Here is a 19,017-nt window from a genome sequence, read left to right on the forward strand (position 1 = left end):
AGAGCAAGGAGAGATAACTATGATCAGTGATACGATCACAGCGATATCAACGGCTGTCGGAGAGGCGGGTATCGCCGTGATCCGGGTCAGCGGCCCGGAAGCAGTGTCGGAGACGGAAAAGATTTTTCGCAGCAAAACCCCTTTAACTCAGGCAGCATCTCACACGGTTCATTATGGTCATATCATAGATCCCGTTAATGGGGAAAAGATTGAGGAAGTATTGGTTACGGTCATGCGAGCACCACGCTCGTTCACAACAGAAGATGTGGTGGAGATCAGTGCACATGGCGGTGTAGTGTCTGTTAAACGGGTCATGGACCTGTTGTTGCAGCTTGATATTCGTCTGGCTGAACCCGGTGAGTTCACGAAGCGTGCTTTCCTCAATGGGCGGATTGACCTGTCTCAGGCGGAAGGTGTCATGGATCTTATTCGTTCCAAGTCGGACCGAGCTTTCTCGGTTGCACTGAAACAGGTTGAAGGCAAGCTGTCCTCCAAATTGCGTGATCTACGATATACATTGGTGGAAACACTGGCTCATATTGAAGTGAATATCGATTATCCCGAGCATGATGTGGAGTCGTTAACGTCTGATTTTATTAAGGAAAAGTCCAGTCAGGTTATGACTGAAATTGATAAATTGCTGACTACAGCAGAGCAAGGAAAGATCCTGCGAGAGGGTATCACGACGGCTATCGTTGGACGACCTAACGTAGGTAAATCCTCATTGATGAATACACTTGCGCAAGACAATCGGGCCATCGTCACGGATATTCCAGGAACAACTCGTGATGTGATCGAGGAGTTCATTACAATCAATAATATCCCACTGAAGTTGCTGGATACGGCAGGAATCCGGGAAACAATGGATGTTGTAGAGAAGATCGGGGTAGAACGCTCTCGTTCTGCAGTAAGTGAAGCCGATCTGATCTTGATGGTTGTGAATGCTGCGGAGCCACTTCATCCCGATGAGATTGAATTATTGGAACAAATCCGCGGTAGACAATCGATAATCATTATGAATAAAATGGACTTAACGCCACAGGTAGAACGTGACGTGCTGCTTCGTTACATTCCGGAAGAACGGCTTGTACCGATGTCGGTGAAAGATGATCTGGGTGTGGATCGACTGGAAGATGCCATCTCTACGCTATTCTTCAGTGGTAAACTGGAGTCAGCAGACCTGACCTATGTCAGCAATGTGCGTCATATTGCTTTGCTCAAAAAAGCGAAGCAGTCTCTGGTTGATGCCTATGAAGCAGCAGAGCAGTTCATTCCGATCGATATGATACAGATTGATGTTCGTTTGGCGTGGGAGCATTTGGGCGAGATTGTTGGAGATACAGCACATGATGCATTAATTGATCAGATTTTCTCCCAGTTCTGTCTAGGAAAGTAAAAATAATATACTGCCGATTGAGTTAAATCGTAGTGTATGATGGAGAGGTACAATCTCTGCCTGTTGTCAAAGGATAGAATGATATTGTAGCCATTACGTGTTGGTTTCATATAGATAGGGATGCAAGTTCCGATGAACGGTTAGAAGTAGTTTCATTATTGTAGAACATGATCCGTCTGCGTGAGTTACACCAAATGCAGCGGAATAAGGAGGTAAACGGGAATGGCTTTTGATGGCGGCAGTTATGATGTAATCGTCGTTGGTGCAGGGCATGCTGGTGTGGAATCCGCGCTGGCCGCAGCTCGTATGGGGTCCAAAACACTAATGATTACGATCAATCTGGATATGGTGGCCTTTATGCCTTGTAACCCATCTATTGGGGGACCGGCTAAAGGACATGTTGTCCGTGAGATTGATGCACTTGGTGGAGAAATGGGACGGAATATCGATAAAACCTTTATTCAGATGCGGATGCTTAACACGGGTAAAGGGCCTGCTGTTCACGCGCTTCGTGCTCAGGCAGATAAATTCTCCTACCAGCATAAAATGAAGGAAACAATGGAGAATGAACGTAATCTGACGATGCGTCAGGGTATGGTTGATTCACTGATCGTTGAAGATGGAAAATGTGTAGGCGTTGTGACTCAGACCGGAACAGAGTATCGGGCTAAAGCGGTCGTTCTGACAACAGGCACATATTTGCGCGGTAAAGTAATTATGGGCGAGCTGATGTATGAGAGTGGACCGAACAATCAACAACCATCTCTTAAATTGTCAGAGAATCTGCGTGAACTGGGCTTTGATCTGGTTCGTTTCAAAACGGGTACACCACCACGTGTGCATAAGGATACGATTGATTTTAGCAAAACCGAAATTCAGCCTGGTGATGACAAGCCGAAGTTCTTTTCCTATGAAACAGAATCTTCCGATAATGAGCAGTTGCCTTGCTGGTTGACGTATACATCTGTGGATACACATCAGATTATTAATGATAATCTGCATCGTGCTCCGATGTTCTCGGGGCTTATTGAAGGAACCGGACCACGTTATTGCCCTTCCATTGAAGATAAAATTGTTCGTTTCAGCGACAAGCCGAAACATCAGATATTCCTTGAGCCGGAAGGCAAGAACACATCCGAGTATTACGTACAGGGGTTGTCTACGAGTATGCCAGAAGACGTTCAACTGGCTATGCTGCGTTCCATTCCAGGTATGGAAAAAGTGGAAATGATGCGTAATGGTTATGCGATTGAATACGATGCGATGGTGCCTACACAATTGTGGCCATCACTGGAAACTAAACGTCTACCAGGTCTGTTTACGGCGGGTCAGATTAATGGTACCTCTGGCTATGAAGAAGCAGCAGGACAAGGTGTTATGGCTGGAATCAACGCTGCACTCAAAGTACAGGGGAAAGAGCCGGTAATACTGGATCGTTCCCAAGGTTATATTGGCGTGCTGATTGATGATCTGGTGACAAAGGGTACAAATGAACCGTATCGTCTGTTGACTTCACGCGCTGAGTATCGTCTGTTGCTTCGCCATGATAATGCAGATATGCGTTTGACGGAAATCGGACATGACATTGGCCTGATCCCTGAAGAGCGTTATGCGAAATTCCTAGATAAAAAGGCGAAAGTCGAGCAGGAAGTTGCACGTCTGAAAGTGGCTAAAGCTCGCCCGGTTGAAGTGAATGCCAAGCTGGAAGAGTACGGATCTACACCTATTCAGGATGGCAGTACGTTGCTTACCTTGCTGCGTCGCCCGGAGCTGGGGTATGAACAACTGATTGAACAGCTCTCACCATCTGAGGTAGAACTGACAGCAGATATGAAAGAACAAGTGGAAATACAAATTAAATATGCGGGTTATATTGAGAAACAATTGATCCACGTGGAACGTTTGCAAAAGATGGAGAAAAAGAAAATTCCGGACACTATCGTATATGATGAGATTCATGGTCTTGCTATGGAAGCCAAACAGAAGCTCGCTACGATTCGTCCAATCTCGATTGGTCAGGCTTCTCGTATTGCTGGAGTTACTCCTGCCGACATCTCCATTCTGCTGGTCTACCTGGAGCATTATAACCGTGTAACCGCAGCAAGGGGACAATAATGGACGATATTCAACAGCAACTGCAGCGGCGCCTAAAGAAACATGGATTAGAGCTGGGCGAACTCCAGTTGGAGCAATTCGAATTGTATTATCAGGAACTGGTATCCTGGAATGAAAAGATGAATCTGACTGGAATTACGGATCGGGAGCAAGTGTATACAAAACATTTCTATGATTCGGTATCGCTGGCTTTTTATACTGACATGACCAAAGTGAATAAGCTTGCTGACATTGGATCAGGAGCGGGTTTTCCGGGATTGCCACTGAAGATCTGTTTCCCGCATATTAAGCTTACGATCATTGATTCATTAAATAAACGTATTGGCTTTCTACAGCATGTGGTAGATATCCTTGGTCTGACTGATGTGGAATTAGTCCATGGACGTGCTGAAGAGATTGGACGCAAAGAAGGGTATCGTGACAGCTACGATCTTGTTACGGCGCGTGCAGTAGCCAAGCTGGCTGTGCTGAATGAATTCTGCCTTCCGTTTGTTCGTAAAAGTGGAATATTCGCTGCCATGAAGGGCGGAGACCCGCGTGAAGAAATGAAGGAAGCGGAGTTCAGCTTCAATCAGCTGAAAGGACGGGTTAAGGCCGTTCATCCTTTCCAGCTGCCGGTTGAAGAATCAGAGCGTCACATCATTCTGATTCAGAAATTTGATAAGACACCATATAAGTATCCGCGTAAACCAGGTACTCCAATGAAGACTCCGCTGATATAGTTGCGTGATGGTTTTGAAGTAAGTCAAAACAAAATAGAATTTTAGACATGGATGAAGAGGATGTTTCACGTGAAACATTCTCTTTTTTTTGTTTTCTAAAATGGAGGACTGGATCAACATTACAGATACTTCGTATTACATATCTTTTAAAGAACCTGTATTGATGAATTTTACGCACAGTAACTCATGAACAATTTCATTAATTGAATGTGTGCAAGTCGTCATATTTCCAATATTCACAAAGAAAAAGCAGGATAATTAGTAGAGTTTAAAGAATAGGTAAGCATAGGATTATGATAGAAAAGATGATAGAATAGAAGTATCCGATCCTGGGTCACAGCGATCATAGATTATATGTATAGATAGATGGATATGCGTTCGATGTTGCATGACAGAAAGCGTTATGAAAGGCAAAACTTATTCCAAGAACGATGCATGTGAAAGGTCGCTTATTGAATAAGAAGCACCTGCAAAGACTGTAGGAGCTATTACGAAACTAGGTGGTAATCTGCGGAATGAAAGAACAATTTTCGAAGTTGTTTGGTTTGGCGGAGCGCAATAACGGAGATGAGATCAAACAGATTCCGGTTAATGAAATTGTGAGCAGCCCATATCAACCCCGTACTATTTTTGATGATGATAAAATTGATGAGTTGTTGCAGACGATCAAAACACATGGTGTAATTCAGCCTATTGTCGTTCGCGTGCGAAATGGATCATATGAGATTATTGCCGGGGAACGTCGCTGGCGTGCAGTTCGAAAATTGGGTTTGGATACGATTCCGGCTATTGTGCGTGAATTCAACGACTCTCAGGCCGCATCCATTGCACTGATTGAGAACTTGCAGCGTGAAGGATTGACTTCCATTGAGGAAGCTGTCGCTTATCAGAAGCTGATCGACTTGCATCAATTGACACAGGAAAGTCTGGCACAACGACTCGGTAAAAGCCAGTCAACCATCGCGAACAAAATTCGGTTGTTACAGCTTCCGGACGGCATTAAGGCCGCATTGATGGAACGCAAAATTTCTGAACGGCATGCAAGGGCATTACTTTCTCTGGATACGGAAGAACTGCAGATGAAGTTGCTCGGTGAGATTATCGAAAAAGAATTGAATGTGAAACAGACAGAGGCACGTGTTGCCTTCTACAAGGAATCTTCCAAGATTAAAAAATCTAGACGTGTTTCCTTTACCAAGGATGTAAGGCTTGCACTTAATACAATTCGCCAATCCATTGATATGGTAACTGGCTCTGGTCTGGACATCAAAACAAAAGAAGCAGACCATGAGGATCATTATGAGATCGTTATCCATATTCCAAAACGCAAATAATTGAAGCTTATGGCGGCAATGGGCCGCTTTTTATGTCTATAAAGCAAGTTAGGTCTGACATGTTTAAAGAACGGTCGGTATATTGATGGAACGGTAGTTGTTGTTTGTGTGGACGATAGCCGCCTGCTTTTTGTTAACAATATCTCACAACCTACAGAAAAGACTCCTATTTTATTTGAGGTGAAGTAATTGTCTAAGATTATGGCCGTAGCAAATCAAAAGGGCGGTGTGGGGAAAACGACGACATCTGTTAACTTGGGTGCAGGACTGGCTTCACTCGGGAAAAGAGTATTGCTTGTCGATATTGACCCTCAGGGGAATACAACCAGCGGAGTCGGAATCAATAAAGCAGATGTGGCTAATTGTATATATGATGTCATTATTAATGAGGTTCCTCCTCAAGAAGCAATTTTGGAGACTCAGATTGAAGGCCTTCATATCATACCTGCAACGATTCAGCTTGCCGGAGCCGAGATCGAATTGGTGTCCACGATATCACGGGAAGTTCGCCTGAAAAAATCACTCGCCATGGTGAAAAAAAACTATGATTACATACTGATCGATTGTCCACCATCTCTTGGTATGTTAACGATCAATTCGTTGACTGCTTCCGATTCGGTGATCATTCCGATTCAGTGTGAGTATTATGCACTTGAAGGATTAAGTCAGTTGCTCAATACAGTTCGTCTGGTACAGAAACATCTGAATACATCCCTGCAGATTGAAGGGGTATTGCTGACGATGTTTGATGCGCGGACCAATCTGGGGATTCAGGTTATTGAAGAAGTGAAAAAGTATTTTCAACAAAAAGTATATCAAACGATTATTCCGCGTAACGTACGGCTTAGTGAAGCACCATCTCATGGTCAATCCATTATTACGTATGACCCTCGTTCAAGAGGGGCGGAAGTGTATTTAGAGCTCGCAAAGGAAGTGATTTCTTATGAGTAAGCGGCTTGGAAAAGGTCTTGATGCCCTCATTCCTTCGCTTTCAATTAATGACGATGATAAAGTCGTAGAAATCCCGATTAGTCAACTGCGGGCTAACCCCTATCAACCACGTAAAGTATTTGATGAGGGCGCAATACATGAACTGGCTGAGTCCATTCGTCAGCACGGTGTCATACAACCCATTATTGTTCGTCCTGTATTACGAGGTTATGAGATTATTGCCGGAGAACGACGGTTCAGAGCTTCGCAATATTGTGGTAATGCCACGGTACCGGCTGTAGTCCGCAACTTCAGTGATCAGCAGGTAATGGAGATTGCGTTGATCGAGAACCTGCAACGGGAGAATCTGAACGCTATGGAAGTTGCAGTTGCTTATCAGGGGTTAATGGATCAATTCGCGTTGACTCAGGAAGAGTTGTCTGTAAAAGTAGGTAAATCACGTTCTCACATTGCTAACTTCTTGCGTCTGTTATCTTTGCCCGAAGAAGTAAAAGACCATGTTTCACGTGGAACATTATCTATGGGACATGCACGTGCGATCGTAGGTGTTAAAGACGAGGTTATAGTGAAGCAACTTGCGAAACAGACCATTGATCAGCAATGGAGTGTACGTGAGTTGGAGGAAGCTGTTCAACAACTGGATCGCTCCAAAACAGGTGAGGCTAAAGCCAAATCGAAGTTAAAAAAGAAAGATCCATTCATTGATACATTGGAAGAATCTCTTCGTGAACGTTTCAAAACTACAGTGAAAATCAAGCACAATAAAGATAAAGGTAAAATTGAGCTCAACTACTACAGTCAACAGGATCTGGAACGGCTATTGGAATTGTTACAATAACAGTCGGCTCTATGATTCATTAACAACATGCGGGGCTTACTCATGTCATGACATATCGCCTCTGTACCATGGAGAAACGATATGTCATTCTTTGTTTATAGGGTTATATGTGCAATATGTGCAGGCGAATTATTAATTTATAGGACAGAGGTGGTTGTGAGGTGGAGGGAGTTATCTATCTAGATCATGCAGCAACATCTTGGCCCAAACCACCTGCTGTCGGTGATGCGATGTTGAGTGCATTGGAGATTGCCGGAGCCAATCCTGGCAGAGGAAGTCACCGTATGGCTGTTCAGGCAAGTCGTGTATTGTTCGAGGCGAGAAGATCAATATCCAATATCTTTGGAATCAAAAATGCGAATGATATTGCATTCGGATCAAATACGACAGAAGCACTGAATTTGGCGATTCAAGGCTCGCTCAGAGAGGGCGACCATGTGATTGCCACCATGGCTGAACATAACTCAGTCAGACGACCACTAGAGTATATGCGCAGACTCCGAAATGTGGAGATTGATTATGTACCTGTTGATGCTGCTGGAGCCATTGATCTGATGCAAATGGAACGTATGTTTCGCTCCAATACCAGATTGGTGGTATGTACACATAGTTCGAATCTGCTTGGCAGTATTCTTCCTATTGGAGAAATTTCGCTCCTATGTCGTAAACATCAGGCGATCTTATTGGTAGATGCAGCTCAGAGTGCTGGGGTTATGCCTGTGAATGTACAACAATTGGGCATTGATATGTTGGCTTTTCCAGGGCATAAGGGACTGCTTGGTCCTCAGGGTACAGGGGGCTTGTACATTGCTCCAGAGCTCGATATAGAGCCTTTACTTCATGGAGGAACAGGAAGTCAGTCAGAAGCTGTAGAGCAGCCAAAGGTGCGTCCTGATCGGTATGAAGCGGGGACGCCGAATACAGTCGGGATCGCAGGGCTGAATGCGGGTGTGAAACATGTACTTGAGATGACACCCGCGTTCATCTACAAACATGAGTGGGAACTGATCCAACTTATGATGGATGGGTTGTCATCCGTTAAGGGCATTCGAATGCTTGGTCCAGAGATTGGACAGCCACGCACCGGATTAGTATCTTTTACTGTGGATGGGTATGATTCAGCACAACTCGCCTTCCGTTTAGATCGGAATTATGGGATTGCGGTTCGCTCCGGTTTTCATTGCACACCGCTTGCACACGAATCTGCTGGTACAACCGCTACCGGAGCAGTAAGGGCCAGTGTGGGATACAATTCAACTAGAGAACATGTGGAAGCACTCGTTAAGGCAGTGTTTGAATTGACTGGGGCAGACTAGATTAGAGTTGAAATGATGAACTCATTTGATACAGGGTTGCTTGATTAAGCTTATGGATATCGGGTTGATTTATAATGAATGATAATATTACAGGACAGACGTTAATCTGATCAAAAATATAGAGGGGTAGTTGCAATTACATGGCTGAATTAAACGAGCTGATTCTGGAACAGCTGTTATGGATTATTGGCGGAATGGCATTACTTACGGTGATCTTGCTGATTGTGAGTATTGTTCAAGGGGCAAAGTTACGAAAGTTTAAACGTAAATATGAAGCCATGATGGCTGGCAGTGGAGTAGAGGACCTGGAATCATTGCTGATTAATCTGAAACTTCAGATGGACAGCATTGAGGATGAACACAAACTGCAAACGAATCAGCTGCAAGTTGTCATGCAAAAGCTGACCCGCATTCAAGGTAAAGTTGGTTTGAAAAGGTACAATGCATATGGAGAGCGTGGCAGTGATCTGAGCTTCTCAATGGCCATGATTAACGATAGCCAGGATGGCATGATCCTTACGGGGATATATAACCGTGACGGTTCTTACGTATATGCCAAACCTCTTAAAGGGGGAGAGTCCACGTATACTCTGTCCCCAGAGGAAAAGGAAGCTATTACTCTGGCACAGCAAGCAGAGTAGAACGTGTATGCCATTCCCGAATGGCCGAGTATAGACTGCTGGAAATAATCTCGGACATGCGCATAACAAGACTGAGCCGTGTGTTCTGTAGAACAAAGTATTCCATAAAGCCGCCGACGTTAACGATACCTGTCAGATGGATATCGCCGACCGGCGGTAATTCTTTATTTACCCCCGCACCCGGCTTGAGTGGACCATTCACAACTTGAATGCATCCCACACTGGATGATTGACCGAGACAGGCGTCAATGCCAATCACATAAGGGTTATGGTGTGTTTTCTGTATGTTGTGGAGTGTATCTTGCAGGTTCATCGCATGGACTGGTTCATCCAAGGTACCATATAGATGGAATAAAGGGCTGTCCCACTTGGAAAGGGCTGATCCGACCAGAGGACCAAGGCAGTCGCCTGTTGAGCGATCTGTGCCGATGCAGACAATCACTACATTTTGCAGAGAATGGGCTTTATAGAGATGGAACATTAAACGATGGGTAATGGCTGAGTGAATACCTGGATCGGTATGGGGGATTTTCAAACTGGTCATGTCTTGTGATGAAAAGGAACGCGAAGTAGGATTCATAGGATCTATCCTTTCCCTTGGAATAGTAGTAACAGTATATGGAAAGGTAGAGCGTTTTATACTTCACGAGGACAAGCTTTTTCTCTAGGGTTGGACGTATGGCGAAAGGAGCCGAACATGGACGAATGGATTAACGATTGGATGCTGATTGCGTTTGATTCAACCCAGCAGGCACTGCGTGCTGAAATGCTGCTGGAGTTTGCTGAGATAGAGATTGATTTGTTCCCTACACCAAAAGAAATTACAGCAGGGTGTGCGCTATGTATTCAGTTTCCAAAAGAGGATCTGGAGCGAGTGCAGAAGATCATTCGTAACGAGTTCGTAGAGATCCGAGGCCTCTATTTCAAAACAGAAGACAGCTATGATAACATACCGATGTAGAGGAGGGATGATGAATGTTGTCATTTCAGTTTGCTCAAGGGACTACAGCTAGCGGTCCGGTAGCCGCCGTGGATGAAGCCCTTCGTTGGACGGATAAAGTCTGGAACAAAATTGCAGATCCAGAAATGTGGCTTAACATTATGTTCAGCTCAATCCGGATCATCATTATTTTTATCATCACCCGTATTGTCATTAAGGTAGTCTATCGGATTATAGATCGTTCCATGGAACGCAAGCAGGAAGGCAAGATTCGCGTGAATCCGCGCAGGTTCGTAACCGTAGGGGAACTGTTGAAAAATGCGACCTCCATAACATGTAATTTTATTATGATTCTGCTACTGTTATCTGAGATCAATATCCAAGTTGGACCTCTACTCGCGAGTGCCGGTGTGCTCGGGCTTGCCATTGGTTTTGGTGCACAGGGTCTGGTCAAGGATGTTATTACCGGTTTCTTCATTATATTGGAGGACCAGTTCGCTGTGGGGGATGTTATTCAGACGGGAACCTACAAGGGAACGGTTGAAGTGATCGGACTTAGAACAACGAAACTGGTCAGCTGGCAAGGTGAAGTGCACATTATCCCAAACGGGGCGATTGCAAGTGTAACGAACTACTCCATGTCGAATTCGCTGGCTGTAGTGGATATTCCGATGAAGGCGGACTTAAGTCTCGATGAGTCGGTACATCTGGTGAAAAAGTCTTTGGTTGGGATTGAAGAGCGTGACCTAAATATTGTGAAGGTGCCGGATGTGCTCGGTATACAGTCGATGTCTACATCTGAGTATGTGGTGCGAATCGTGGCTGAATGTATGCCTAACTCTCGTGCTTCGGTGGAACGTCAGATTCAGGGTGATGTGAAAAAAACGCTGGAGTATCATGAGATGAGCAATCAAGCCGTATTGGAACAGGCAGTAGCTTTGGAGAAAGATGAGGGGGATGGCACAGGTGGAGCGTAAAAGTTTCCAGCTTGGGGATATTGTGCAGATGAAGAAGCAGCATCCCTGTGGTAGCAATGAGATGGAGATCATTCGTATGGGTATGGATATTCGGATTAAGTGTGTCGGATGTAAACACAGCGTGTTGATTCCAAGAGCGAAATTCGAGAAAAACATGAAGAAGGTACTGCGTTCAGCCGAAGATTCCACTGAATCCTGATCTTGCAATAATTCGGTATGCAGTATGCGTAATAACGTTTACATGCAGGCTCCGCAGGAGTGTTGCGTTCTGTAAATGATCATGCTATAATCAATATTGCTGCGGAAAGGTACCCAAGAGGCCCAAGGGGGCTGACTCGAAATCAGTTAGGCGTGTCACAGCGTGCGTGGGTTCGAATCCCACCCTTTCCGCCACTTCAATTGTAACTTACTCAATACACATTGAGTTTAATAAAAAGATCGATAAGAAGACTTTCCATTAGGAAAGTCTTTTTTGGTATAACGTTTTATTGAATATGTATTGAACATGTATCCATATCAGATGCATCATTAATGGCTCGAACGAAAAACAAAGAGCCCCGAAGGGCTCTTTATCCGGCGGTGCATTTGTTTGTTAGGAAACAATCGGTCGTAACAATCAGACATTTGGTGTACTGCACGTAGCAATACGCGTGCTTCAGACGAAGGGCCTTACTACACATAACCACTTGCTTCTTAAATTACGTGATGAATCTCCAACAGCGAATGATCGGCTTCGTTGTCCAACGGAACCACACCTCTCTCGTGCACCGCCTGATTGTATTATGTGCTTTATTCCGTTTTATATACATGGATCGTAAAAAAGTATTGCGATTAATGGACGCGGGCTTTGGTCAGCTTCTTCCACTTACGATTATGATTGCTTGTTTCGGGAAAAGCTTCACCTTTTTGCAGCGTTACCCGCTTAGGGTTCTGAATTTCCGTGACAAAGCTTTTTTCCCCAACTTCCGTATACTCTCCATCGTTTGGGGCTTTGTCTCCTGGTTCAAACTCGGTTTTTTCACCCATGATAAAACCTCCTCTGCAGATTATGTTACTTTGTTGCTTCTGTAGTGTGCTCCATAGCTGGGCTGATCATGTGCCAATATGTACAGGGAACGTTTGCTTGCACTTTGACTCGGTATTTGTTATATTAATATAGTTCGAGTTTGTGCTCGTTCCTTGCTCTCAACCTAGATTGAGGGCCAGAGTCCATAAGGAGGTGAAAATTATGCGCAAATATGAAGTGATGTACATTATTCGTCCTGACATTGAGCAAGAAGTTGTTCAAGCTACAGTCGATAAATTCCAAGGCATCATCTCCAACGGCGGTGGTGAAGTTACAGCTCACGACGTTATGGGTAAACGCCGTCTTGCGTATGAGATCAAGAAATTCCGTGATGGTTTTTATGTTCTGGTACATTTCACTGCTGAACCAGCAGTTGTAACTGAACTTGAGCGTCTCATGAAGATTTCTGACGAAGTAATTCGTTATCTCATTACCAACGACGTTAAGTCTGCTTAAGACAACTCGTGATTAACGCACCAATACGCTCTGAAGGAGGGGATTACATTGTTGAACCGTGTCATTCTGATCGGACGGTTAACCCGGGATCCTGAGTTGCGTTACACTCCAGCAGGAGTGGCAGTTACGCAATTTACTTTGGCAGTGGACAGACCGTTTACAAGCCAAGGGGGAGAAAAGGAAGCCGATTTCATTCCGGTCGTAACCTGGAGACAGCTTGCCGAGACCTGTGCGAACTACTTGCGCAAAGGACGCCTGGCTGCAGTCGAAGGACGCATTCAAGTACGGAACTACGAGAATAACGAAGGAAAACGTGTATACGTGACCGAAGTCATTGCCGATAATGTCCGTTTCTTGGAGTCAGCTAACCGTGATAATAGCGGTGGCGGCGGTGGGCAACCAATGCGTGAAGAGCCTTCTTATGGAGGCGGCGGACGCGCGAACAATAACAATAATTCGCGTAGCAACAATCAGGATCCTTTTTCCGATGACGGAAAACCGATTGATATATCGGATGATGATTTGCCATTTTAACATGAGCTGATACTCTTAGGAGATATGGGTTACATGATAGGAAAGGACTGAAAAGCATGGGCTTCAAGCAAAGAGAAGGCGGAGACAACGATAAAAGACCGGCACGTCGTGGCGGCCGTAATAAACGTCGTAAAGTGTGCTTCTTCACAGCTAACAAAATTACTCACATCGATTATAAAGATACGGACTTGCTTCGTAAATTTATCAGCGAACGTGGAAAAATTTTGCCACGCCGTGTAACAGGTACTAGCGCTAAATATCAACGCATGCTGACGATTGCAATCAAACGCTCCCGTCAAATCGCATTATTGCCATACACAACTGAGTAGTTTTTACTCAGCTTGCATACGAAGCAGTCGGCTTATAGCCGGCTGCTTTTTTGTATATATCAATAGAATTATTAGAAATAACAGATCCACTCTAACCAATGGAAGAATTCAATACTGTGGTGATAGAAGCATTCAAGGCTCAAATGAATTATAATAGAGTCTAATCTACTGAAAAGGTTCAGGCAGCAGGAATAGCTGTTTATTTCAGAATAAACACCAGGAGTGGATATGAATACATCAAAACGTAAAGGCAAACAGAGAAAAAAAAGTCTGAAAACCTGGATTATAGCTACTCTTTTACTTTCCATTATATATGTATGGTTACAGCAAAAAGATGATATAGATAATATGTGGCCTGGGACAACAATCCAAGAAGCTCTGCCAATCACCGGCCTACATCCTGTGGTAGCAGAGAATGAGAAATTATTGGTACGTAAGGCAGCGAGACGTGGAATAGAGATTGTTATCACCCACGGTTACCGAAGTTCCGAGGAGCAAGATGCACTATTCAACCAAGGACGCTCAAGCGCAGGCAATATCGTTACTAATGCACGTGGTGGTGAGTCATATCATAACTACGGATTAGCAATTGATTTTGCATTGAGGACGCCTGAGGGTGATGTGGTGTGGGATATGGAACGGGATGATAACGGCAATGGCAAGACAGACTGGATGGAAGTTGTGGATCTCGCCAAAGAGTTAGGTTTCACTTGGGGTGGAGATTGGGCAAACTTTCCGGACTATCCTCACTTGCAGATGGATTTTGGACTGAGTATTAATGAGTTAAAACGTGGTAAAAGACCCCCTGACTCTCAGTAAAAGGTGTTATATATACACTTAAATGAATAATTATTAGATAAGCTCTGCATTTTGCAGGGCTTTTTTCTTTCTTTTGTAAAATAAATGATAAAAGATGACAATTTGGTCTTTACATTAGCAAATAAATAAAACTATACTAGATTAACTAGATTTTTTACTTTGATCGCACATATTATTTCAATTGTAAGCATAACGGCTCCGGGTTCAATAAAATTCAGCTATAGATCGAGATATAATCATCACTCATATATGTAACATTTACCTCACGCAAAATTAAGAATGTCTACTTAAATCAAAGCATACACATACACTAAATGTAACTATTATGTTATGTATATGTTATATCGTCTAATTGCCTATGTTCACCTCACAGCTAAAAACAAGATAATACCTCTCAAAATCCTGCTATATGCCTTTATAGTATTACTAATATCCAAATCTGTAGTATAAAAAACATTTATACCAAAAATCTCAAAATAAGCATTGACGTTAGCTAAAATTACACGTATGATTACATTAATTATTTTGATATATAATTCCGCTAGGAATTATCAACATTAATTGACCAATGGTCTAAATATAAGTCTCTTAAACTTGTTTCTCCTAACAATTTGGTATTTTGTATAAGCTATTGTTCGTTATCTTCAAGAACTTGGAAATATACAGTGGATGCATTTCTCTACACACGAATACAATCTACGGAAATTATGGGGTTAGGGTGATTGATTTGAATACAGAGCTATTGGAAGTCAGAAATCTAACAACATCATTCAGAATTGAAGATGACTATTATGCAGCAGTGGATCACGTTAACCTTACGGTGAAGAAAAATGAAGTGTTGGCAATTGTAGGTGAATCCGGGTCAGGTAAAAGTGCTTTTGCATTCTCTCTTATGGGTTTGCATAACAAAGCAAAGATCGAAGGCCAGATTCTCTATAAAGGACAAGATATTGCCAACATCTCCCCAAGCAAGTTAAACAAGCTACGCGGCAAAGAAATGGGCATGATTTTTCAGGACCCATTGTCCGCACTAAATCCTCTAATGATTATTGGTGAACAGATTGAAGAGATTCTCACACTTCATCAGTCCAAGCTGTCTTCTAGAGAGAAGAGAGAAAAGGTCATTCACTTATTGAATCAGGTAGGGATTCCACGTCCCGAACAAATATACAAGCAGTATCCCCACGAACTATCTGGTGGTATGAGACAGAGAATTGTTATTGCCATTGCGATTGCCAACAAACCGGAACTACTCATAGCCGATGAACCAACGACGGCGCTTGACGTTACGATTCAACTACAGATTCTGGAGCTGATCCGTGATCTGAAGAATGAAATTAACGCAGGCATTATTCTGATTACACATGATCTGGGTGTCGTAGCTGAGATGGCTGATCGCGTTGCAGTTATGTATGCAGGCGAAATTGTTGAAATCGCAGATATCTTCACATTGATGAACGATGCGAAGCATCCATATACCCGCTCATTGTTGAACTCTATTCCCACCCTGTCTGAAGAAAGATCCAAATTACATGTCATCCAAGGCATCGTACCATCACTCAAAAATCTTCCTCGCAAAGGGTGCAGATTCAAAACCCGAATTCCATGGATTAGTGAATCGGCTCATGAAGAGAACCCACAGATGCATGAAATTGCACCAGGTCACTTTGTACGGTGTACCTGTTACCAGCACTTTCATTTCCCTGACCAAAGCTGAGGAGGAATAACATAATGGCATTACTCGAAGTAGAAGGGCTCAAGATACACTTTCCGATTCGCGGTGGATTGCTTAAACGGGAAATTGGCAGTGTAAAGGCTGTTGATGATGTTAGCTTCTCCATTGAAGAAGGACAGACCTATGGTCTGGTTGGCGAATCAGGTTCAGGTAAGACAACAACAGGCAGAGCCATTATTGGGCTAAACCATGTCACTGACGGAAAGATTCTGTTTAACGGCAAAAATCTGGCTACAGAGCGACGTAAGAACAGGCAACTCCAGCGGGATGTTCAAATGATTTTTCAAGACCCATATTCATCACTGAATCCAAAGAAGCGGGTTATCGATATTATCGCTGAGCCGTTTCGTAACTATGAGCGTCTGACAGCTACCGAGGAGAAAAGACAAGTAAGAGAATTACTTGAAAAGGTTGGCCTGAGTCCGGAATCAATCTACAAATATCCGCATGAATTCTCCGGCGGACAGCGTCAACGGATTGGCATTGCACGGGCTATTGCACTGAAGCCGAAACTAATTATCGCGGATGAACCTGTATCTGCACTCGATGTATCGGTACAAGCTCAGGTACTCAACTTCATGCAGGAAATTCAAAAAGAATTAAATCTGACCTATCTGTTCATCAGTCACGATCTGGGCATCATCCGTCATATGTGTGATCAGATTGGGATTATGTATAAAGGTCGATATGTGGAACAGGGCACAACAAATGATATTTTTGAGAATCCGCAACACATCTATACCAAACGTCTCATTGCAGCCATTCCGGATATGGACCCAACCAAACGAGAGGAAATGGTAGCCTTCCGTCAACAGGTCAAATCCGAGTATGAACATTCATACCGAAATTTCTTTGATGAGGAAGGGCTTGCATACTCGCTCAAATCCATTTCCGATACTCACCGAGTAGCTCTACCTCAGAAAGGTTGAAGGCCATATGTGGAAAACGATAGTACGCAGAATTATCATAATGATCCCTCAGATCTTTTTACTTAGTCTTTTGGTCTTTCTGATGGCCAAAGCCATGCCGGGCGATGCACTAACGGGATTGCTTGATCCAAGCGTTGATCCCAAAGCATTGGAAGCGCAGCGAGAGAGACTAGGATTGAATAATCCCTGGTACGTGCAATATTGGGACTGGATCAAAAACGCCATCCAAGGTGATTTTGGGCAATCCTTCCGTTTCAAAATGCCGGTTACCGACTTGATCGGTCAGCGTGTAGCAAATACATTCTGGCTCGCACTGGCGACACTTGTACTGACTTACCTGATCGCTATTCCACTGGGTATCATCAGTGGTCGTTACAACGATACCTGGTCTGATCGGTTGATCACGGGATACACTTACCTGGGGTTTGCCGCACCATTGTTCATCTTCGCACTGGTGATGGTATGGATCTTCGGATTCCACTTCGGCTGGTTCCCGACAGGAGGTAGCGTTGCGCCGGGTCTTACACCAGGCACATTCAGCTACGTAATGAGTAAGTTCTATCATCTATTATTGCCGGCATTATCCATGGCACTAATTACAACGGTATCTACGGTTCAATATTTACGTAGTGAAATCATTGATATCAAGCATAAGGAATTCGTTATTACTGCCAGAGCCAAAGGCGCCTCGGAATCCCGGATCTACAACAGGCATATCTTGAGGAACTCACTATTACCTATCGCCGCGTTCTTCGGATATGAGATTACAGGGCTTATCGGAGGTACGGTATTTATTGAAAGTATATTCAGTTATCCAGGTATGGGGCAGTTGTTCCTGAGTTCCATCTCATTGCGTGACTTCAGCGTTGTGACTGCACTCGTATTGTTGTATGGCGTAGCTTCCATTCTCGGGGCATTGCTGTCTGACATAATTCTAGGAATTGTAGATCCACGTATACGGATCAAGTAAGAACTTGAAGATTTCGGGGTGAAAACAAGATGAGCAAGGCCAACGAGGTAGTTGTAACTTCACAAAAGGTTGATAAAAGCCCCTCCAGCTTGAGTATTTTATGGAGGGAGCTTGTCAGAGATAAGGTGGCACTAATCTCGCTCATTTTCTTGGGCTTGGTCATGTTGCTGGTATATGGCACGTCTCTCATTCTGAATCAGGATGATATCGTACGCGTGGATCTGTTTGCCTTATATGAACCTCCATCCGCGAAATATTGGCTTGGAACGGACTATGGAGGTCGTGATGTATTTGGCCAACTGGTCATCGGTACACGTAACTCCCTGACCATTGGAATTATCGTAACGTTAATGACTGGCTTCATAGGTATCTTAATTGGCCTTTTATCCGGTTATTTCGGTGGAATGATAGACAACCTGTTTATGCGTGTTGTTGATTTCTTCATGATCCTTCCGATGTTGATGATTGTTATCGCGTTTGTTACGGCAGTACCGAAATACAATATCATCTCGTTCTCTCTAATCATGACGGCATTTCTCTGGATGGGTATCGCCAGGTTGATTCGCTCCAAAGCATTACAGGAACGGGAACTGGATTATGTAAAAGCTTCAAAAACATTGGGCTCATCTCATCTGAAGATTATGCTCTCACAGGTTCTTCCGAATCTGAGTTCCATTATCATCGTAACGATGACATTGAATCTCGCTGCCAACATTGGCCTCGAATCCGGGCTGTCTTTCCTAGGGTTTGGTTTTCCCGAAAGTACGCCTAGTCTTGGAACACTCGTAAGTTATGCACGTAATCCGCAAACCCTGGAGTCCAGATGGTGGATATGGCTACCCGCATCGGTACTGATTCTGGTATTGATGTTGAGTATAAATAATGTCGGTCAAGCCCTAAAGCGTGCGACTGATGCAAGACAAAGAAGAGGTTAAAAAAAGGGAGGAAA

General features: G+C 43.8%; 21 protein-coding genes and 1 tRNA gene. 20 read left to right on the forward strand and 2 right to left on the reverse strand.

The annotated features are described in order from the left end of the window. Positions 1-19 precede the first annotated feature (19 nt). From mnmE to MHI01_RS18775, 8 genes are all read left to right on the forward strand, one after another. Positions 20-1,396, forward strand: coding sequence for a tRNA uridine-5-carboxymethylaminomethyl(34) synthesis GTPase MnmE (gene mnmE, locus MHI01_RS18740; protein ID WP_036671881.1), 1,377 nt, complete (start codon positions 20-22; stop codon positions 1,394-1,396). A gap of 222 nt (positions 1,397-1,618) precedes the next feature. Continuing rightward, positions 1,619-3,511: a tRNA uridine-5-carboxymethylaminomethyl(34) synthesis enzyme MnmG gene (gene mnmG, locus MHI01_RS18745; RefSeq protein ID WP_340983805.1), complete on the forward strand. Its 1,893-nt coding sequence runs from the start codon at positions 1,619-1,621 to the stop codon at positions 3,509-3,511. Beyond that, the gene (gene rsmG, locus MHI01_RS18750) at positions 3,511-4,233 is read left to right on the forward strand and encodes a 16S rRNA (guanine(527)-N(7))-methyltransferase RsmG (RefSeq protein ID WP_036611970.1); all 723 of its coding nucleotides are present in this window, start codon (positions 3,511-3,513) and stop codon (positions 4,231-4,233) included. Before mnmG ends, rsmG begins: the two co-directional genes overlap by 1 nt. A 515-nt stretch (positions 4,234-4,748) precedes the next feature. After that, a complete protein-coding gene (gene noc, locus MHI01_RS18755) occupies positions 4,749-5,567 on the forward strand; it encodes a nucleoid occlusion protein (RefSeq protein WP_036611968.1) in 819 nt (272 codons plus the stop codon). A gap of 189 nt (positions 5,568-5,756) precedes the next feature. Further along, positions 5,757-6,518, forward strand: a complete 762-nt coding sequence (locus tag MHI01_RS18760; protein ID WP_036611966.1) for a ParA family protein — start codon at positions 5,757-5,759, stop codon at positions 6,516-6,518. Continuing rightward, positions 6,511-7,356: a ParB/RepB/Spo0J family partition protein gene (locus MHI01_RS18765; protein WP_036611964.1), complete on the forward strand. Its 846-nt coding sequence runs from the start codon at positions 6,511-6,513 to the stop codon at positions 7,354-7,356. Before MHI01_RS18760 ends, MHI01_RS18765 begins: the two co-directional genes overlap by 8 nt. Before the next feature lie 161 nt (positions 7,357-7,517). Continuing rightward, positions 7,518-8,672 carry an aminotransferase class V-fold PLP-dependent enzyme gene (locus MHI01_RS18770; protein WP_315372589.1) on the forward strand — a complete coding sequence of 385 codons (1,155 nt, stop codon included), beginning with the start codon at positions 7,518-7,520 and terminating at the stop codon, positions 8,670-8,672. A 140-nt stretch (positions 8,673-8,812) separates the two neighbouring features. Next, positions 8,813-9,313: a DUF4446 family protein gene (locus tag MHI01_RS18775; protein ID WP_340983807.1), complete on the forward strand. Its 501-nt coding sequence runs from the start codon at positions 8,813-8,815 to the stop codon at positions 9,311-9,313. On the opposite strand, the gene yyaC is transcribed toward MHI01_RS18775, so the two are convergent. After that, on the reverse strand, positions 9,288-9,893 hold the full coding sequence (gene yyaC / locus MHI01_RS18780) for a spore protease YyaC (RefSeq protein ID WP_036611957.1): 606 nt from the start codon (positions 9,891-9,893) through the stop codon (positions 9,288-9,290). The genes MHI01_RS18775 and yyaC overlap by 26 nt on opposite strands. Before the next feature lie 117 nt (positions 9,894-10,010). Here yyaC and MHI01_RS18785 point away from each other — a divergent pair, with 117 nt between their 5' ends. From MHI01_RS18785 to MHI01_RS18800, 4 genes are all read left to right on the forward strand, one after another. After that, positions 10,011-10,274, forward strand: a complete 264-nt coding sequence (locus tag MHI01_RS18785) for a DUF3343 domain-containing protein (RefSeq protein ID WP_017691427.1) — start codon at positions 10,011-10,013, stop codon at positions 10,272-10,274. A 14-nt stretch (positions 10,275-10,288) separates the two neighbouring features. Then, positions 10,289-11,230, forward strand: a complete 942-nt coding sequence (locus MHI01_RS18790) for a mechanosensitive ion channel family protein (protein WP_127547526.1) — start codon at positions 10,289-10,291, stop codon at positions 11,228-11,230. After that, a complete protein-coding gene (locus MHI01_RS18795; RefSeq protein ID WP_036611950.1) occupies positions 11,220-11,429 on the forward strand; it encodes a DUF951 domain-containing protein in 210 nt (69 codons plus the stop codon). The genes MHI01_RS18790 and MHI01_RS18795 overlap by 11 nt, the downstream gene beginning before the upstream one ends. 103 nt (positions 11,430-11,532) lie before the next feature. After that, a tRNA-Ser gene (locus MHI01_RS18800) sits at positions 11,533-11,623 on the forward strand. A gap of 438 nt (positions 11,624-12,061) precedes the next feature. On the opposite strand, the gene MHI01_RS18805 is transcribed toward MHI01_RS18800, so the two are convergent. Then, complete coding sequence (locus MHI01_RS18805) at positions 12,062-12,256, reverse strand: YjzC family protein (protein WP_036671877.1); 195 nt, start codon at positions 12,254-12,256, stop codon at positions 12,062-12,064. Between the two features lie 202 nt (positions 12,257-12,458). Between MHI01_RS18805 and rpsF the strand changes: the two genes are divergently transcribed. The 8 genes from rpsF to MHI01_RS18845 all read left to right on the forward strand — a co-directional run bounded on the left by rpsF (position 12,459) and on the right by MHI01_RS18845 (position 19,003). After that, on the forward strand, positions 12,459-12,752 hold the full coding sequence (gene rpsF / locus MHI01_RS18810; RefSeq protein ID WP_036611944.1) for a 30S ribosomal protein S6: 294 nt from the start codon (positions 12,459-12,461) through the stop codon (positions 12,750-12,752). A 48-nt stretch (positions 12,753-12,800) separates the two neighbouring features. After that, the gene (gene ssb, locus MHI01_RS18815; protein WP_017691432.1) at positions 12,801-13,286 is read left to right on the forward strand and encodes a single-stranded DNA-binding protein; all 486 of its coding nucleotides are present in this window, start codon (positions 12,801-12,803) and stop codon (positions 13,284-13,286) included. 56 nt (positions 13,287-13,342) lie between these two features. Further along, entirely contained in the window at positions 13,343-13,615 is a 273-nt protein-coding gene (gene rpsR, locus MHI01_RS18820) for a 30S ribosomal protein S18 (protein WP_017691433.1), read from the forward strand. A gap of 228 nt (positions 13,616-13,843) precedes the next feature. Next, the gene (locus tag MHI01_RS18825) at positions 13,844-14,434 is read left to right on the forward strand and encodes a M15 family metallopeptidase (protein WP_315372980.1); all 591 of its coding nucleotides are present in this window, start codon (positions 13,844-13,846) and stop codon (positions 14,432-14,434) included. 727 nt (positions 14,435-15,161) lie between these two features. Continuing rightward, on the forward strand, positions 15,162-16,151 hold the full coding sequence (locus MHI01_RS18830; protein WP_340983808.1) for an ABC transporter ATP-binding protein: 990 nt from the start codon (positions 15,162-15,164) through the stop codon (positions 16,149-16,151). A 14-nt stretch (positions 16,152-16,165) separates the two neighbouring features. Next, the gene (locus MHI01_RS18835; protein ID WP_047841027.1) at positions 16,166-17,098 is read left to right on the forward strand and encodes an ABC transporter ATP-binding protein; all 933 of its coding nucleotides are present in this window, start codon (positions 16,166-16,168) and stop codon (positions 17,096-17,098) included. Between the two features lie 7 nt (positions 17,099-17,105). Next, positions 17,106-18,068, forward strand: a complete 963-nt coding sequence (opp4B, locus tag MHI01_RS18840) for an oligopeptide ABC transporter permease (protein ID WP_036611942.1) — start codon at positions 17,106-17,108, stop codon at positions 18,066-18,068. Positions 18,069-18,097: 29 nt separating this feature from the next. Continuing rightward, complete coding sequence (locus MHI01_RS18845) at positions 18,098-19,003, forward strand: ABC transporter permease (protein ID WP_036611941.1); 906 nt, start codon at positions 18,098-18,100, stop codon at positions 19,001-19,003. Positions 19,004-19,017 lie beyond the last annotated feature (14 nt).

The organism is Paenibacillus sp. FSL M7-0656 (genome assembly GCF_038003225.1).
Taxonomy (GTDB): Bacteria; Bacillota; Bacilli; order Paenibacillales; family Paenibacillaceae; genus Paenibacillus; species Paenibacillus amylolyticus.

Excerpts from the sequence above, each read along its gene's own strand:
- mnmE (WP_036671881.1), top strand. The coding sequence starts at position 20 with ATGATCAGTGATACGATCACAGCGATATCAACGGCTGTCGGAGAGGCG.
- mnmG (WP_340983805.1), top strand. The coding sequence starts at position 1,619 with ATGGCTTTTGATGGCGGCAGTTATGATGTAATCGTCGTTGGTGCAGGG.
- rsmG (WP_036611970.1), top strand. The coding sequence starts at position 3,511 with ATGGACGATATTCAACAGCAACTGCAGCGGCGCCTAAAGAAACATGGA.
- noc (WP_036611968.1), top strand. The coding sequence starts at position 4,749 with ATGAAAGAACAATTTTCGAAGTTGTTTGGTTTGGCGGAGCGCAATAAC.
- MHI01_RS18765 (WP_036611964.1), top strand. The coding sequence starts at position 6,511 with ATGAGTAAGCGGCTTGGAAAAGGTCTTGATGCCCTCATTCCTTCGCTT.
- MHI01_RS18775 (WP_340983807.1), top strand. The coding sequence starts at position 8,813 with ATGGCTGAATTAAACGAGCTGATTCTGGAACAGCTGTTATGGATTATT.
- yyaC (WP_036611957.1), bottom strand. The coding sequence starts at position 9,893 with ATGAATCCTACTTCGCGTTCCTTTTCATCACAAGACATGACCAGTTTG.
- MHI01_RS18785 (WP_017691427.1), top strand. The coding sequence starts at position 10,011 with ATGGACGAATGGATTAACGATTGGATGCTGATTGCGTTTGATTCAACC.
- MHI01_RS18790 (WP_127547526.1), top strand. The coding sequence starts at position 10,289 with ATGTTGTCATTTCAGTTTGCTCAAGGGACTACAGCTAGCGGTCCGGTA.
- MHI01_RS18805 (WP_036671877.1), bottom strand. The coding sequence starts at position 12,256 with ATGGGTGAAAAAACCGAGTTTGAACCAGGAGACAAAGCCCCAAACGAT.
- rpsF (WP_036611944.1), top strand. The coding sequence starts at position 12,459 with ATGCGCAAATATGAAGTGATGTACATTATTCGTCCTGACATTGAGCAA.
- rpsR (WP_017691433.1), top strand. The coding sequence starts at position 13,343 with ATGGGCTTCAAGCAAAGAGAAGGCGGAGACAACGATAAAAGACCGGCA.
- MHI01_RS18825 (WP_315372980.1), top strand. The coding sequence starts at position 13,844 with ATGAATACATCAAAACGTAAAGGCAAACAGAGAAAAAAAAGTCTGAAA.
- MHI01_RS18835 (WP_047841027.1), top strand. The coding sequence starts at position 16,166 with ATGGCATTACTCGAAGTAGAAGGGCTCAAGATACACTTTCCGATTCGC.
- opp4B (WP_036611942.1), top strand. The coding sequence starts at position 17,106 with ATGTGGAAAACGATAGTACGCAGAATTATCATAATGATCCCTCAGATC.
- MHI01_RS18845 (WP_036611941.1), top strand. The coding sequence starts at position 18,098 with ATGAGCAAGGCCAACGAGGTAGTTGTAACTTCACAAAAGGTTGATAAA.